This window comes from Oleiphilus sp. HI0128, from assembly GCF_001635365.1.
Genome location: NZ_LWGG01000886.1, coordinates 1 through 2,057, shown reverse-complemented (window position 1 = coordinate 2,057; position 2,057 = coordinate 1). Strand labels below are relative to the sequence as shown.

Annotated in this window: 2 protein-coding genes; both read right to left on the bottom strand. The window is 37.8% G+C overall.

Annotation, left to right across the window (positions count from 1 at the left end; all coding sequences use genetic code 11):
• Window positions 1-260: 260 nt before the first annotated feature.
• Window positions 261-1,616, bottom strand: coding sequence for an LPD7 domain-containing protein (locus A3763_RS14140; protein ID WP_068633801.1), 1,356 nt, complete (start codon window positions 1,614-1,616; stop codon window positions 261-263).
• Complete coding sequence (locus A3763_RS14135; RefSeq protein WP_068633803.1) at window positions 1,613-1,939, bottom strand: hypothetical protein; 327 nt, start codon at window positions 1,937-1,939, stop codon at window positions 1,613-1,615. Before A3763_RS14135 ends, A3763_RS14140 begins: the two co-directional genes overlap by 4 nt.
• Between the last annotated feature and the right edge of the window lie 118 nt (window positions 1,940-2,057).

The following is a 2,057-nucleotide window of genomic DNA, read 5'->3' as shown; positions in this document are numbered from 1 at the left end:
CTTATACAAAATATAGATCACATCGTATTAATAGAGGGTTTGATAATAGACTATCCACTAATGACTCGCTGAAGCCGGTAGTCGATTTATTGATTCATAAATGTAGGTTTCGAAAAATAGATCATTCGTAAAATAGTTGTTCCGGTCTCCGGTTTTGGCCTAGTCTTTTGATTACGAATTGTTATGTTCTGTTTTGTATCTAGCTTGTGTACTAACGGGGAACCACTGAACGAGAGAGCAACTTACCTACACCTAAAAAATTATTGTTTTTTACGATACTTTAGCTTCGTGGTTTTGAATAACTCTTTCTTATTCTTCTCATTATCTATTTGGTCACCGATAGAGGGCGAGTCAATCTCTTTCAGGCCCGAAATATAAGACTTATCTTTGCTATTTGGCTTATATCCTACGATATCTCGATTATAAATATCCGGCTTCTCTTGCTGTAGCTCCTTATACCTCCTCCAGATTCTTTGTTTAAATTTTCTAGAGCCCGACAGTTTTATTGTTGAGTTAGGGGAATATTTCTGGTAAGCAAGCGTGATTGCGGCATCAATAACATCATTCGAGGAGTCGTCATAAATAACAATGTTATTATTTGTCTCACGGAATACTCTGCCACCGGAATCATTGCAATAGTAGTCAATGTGGCGGCCACGGTGTATTGATGTATATTGGGCTAGCGGGGAGTTCTCGCTAGGAAATAATTGCTTGTATTGTTCTGAGGTATTATCCGGCTCTACTGCGCCTGAAATATTATTCAGAGCTTCCATTTGCTCCTTATATTCTTTGATATTTTTCAGTAATTCGAAATGCTCCTCCTCGTCATATTCCAGTTCATCAATGATCTTTTTCCACGAAAAACCGATGGCAGAACCTTTGAAAGTATAATTTTGATAAGCGTATGAAATTCCAGAAACTCGTTTGTTTTTGGCGTGTGAGATTAGAGGGGTGATGCCTTGCTTTTTTAGTTGTTTGACGAAAGATGGGATGCTCGGCTTTTTTAATGCTTCAGCCAAACATTCTTTCAGGTATTTTTTAACTTCTTTGGACGGCTGGGGCAGTAGGGCTTTGTTAGGAATTACGTTGCCATCCTCAAAGCGAAGAACCTTAGTTAGATTATTTTCATCTTCTATCTCAGAACATAATTTGTTCCAGATTTTCATGTCTCGTTTGGGGTTATAGGCAATGCCTCGTTTATTGCGCCGGTCTGATACCAAATGTGCATGAATTGTTTTGTCACAATCGCCATGAACAACAAGAAGGTAGCTTCTGTTTAATCCGAAGAGTTTGTTCCGTTTCATCGCTTCTTTTGACAAAGAAATTACATCTGACGGTGATAGATTGTCTTTTTTTGGGAAGGATATTGTGTAATGTTCATAAAGCTTATTGGTTTTAACCCGATGCTTTAGATCCCACTTTTTATTATCAACATCAATCTTCTCAGAGAATTTCTTCGCAAATTCTTTGATGCAATCTCCGTGCAAAAACGGATGGTCAAAATTTGTCTCAACAAGCAATATTCGGTCTGGATTATCTTGATCATCCAATACGTATTTAACGGTGTTATAACATCCTCTTTTGGTTTCGCCGCGATGGATTTTCTTGAAAATCATTCGGCTAGCAGGTCGTTTATTTTCTTCAATTCATCGCGCAAATTATTGAGCCATTCTTCAAGCTTGTGGGGATTAACTGGCTCCATGAATTTGACAGAATAATTCAGCACCTTGGCAATTTGGTTAAAATTTCCACTGGCGTGTTTCAATAGTTTCAACGCCGCAATGTCAAACTTGCTTGGCTTCTCAATCGTAATATCAATGCCAGAAGCTAAGTTAATAACAAAGTCATTCACGTATGAATTTGCTTCATGAGCACATTGCTTTAGATATTCTATTTCTTCTTCAGAATAACGAAGGTAAAGGCGTTTTTCTCTTTTCATGCTCTTCTCCTTTTTTTATTATTTTTGTACAAACGCAGTGAAGTCAAAACAAGTTGGGATTGGCTATGAAACATCGTTTCAGAGTTGGTGCTGGTAGTATCGGTAGATACTACGAGGC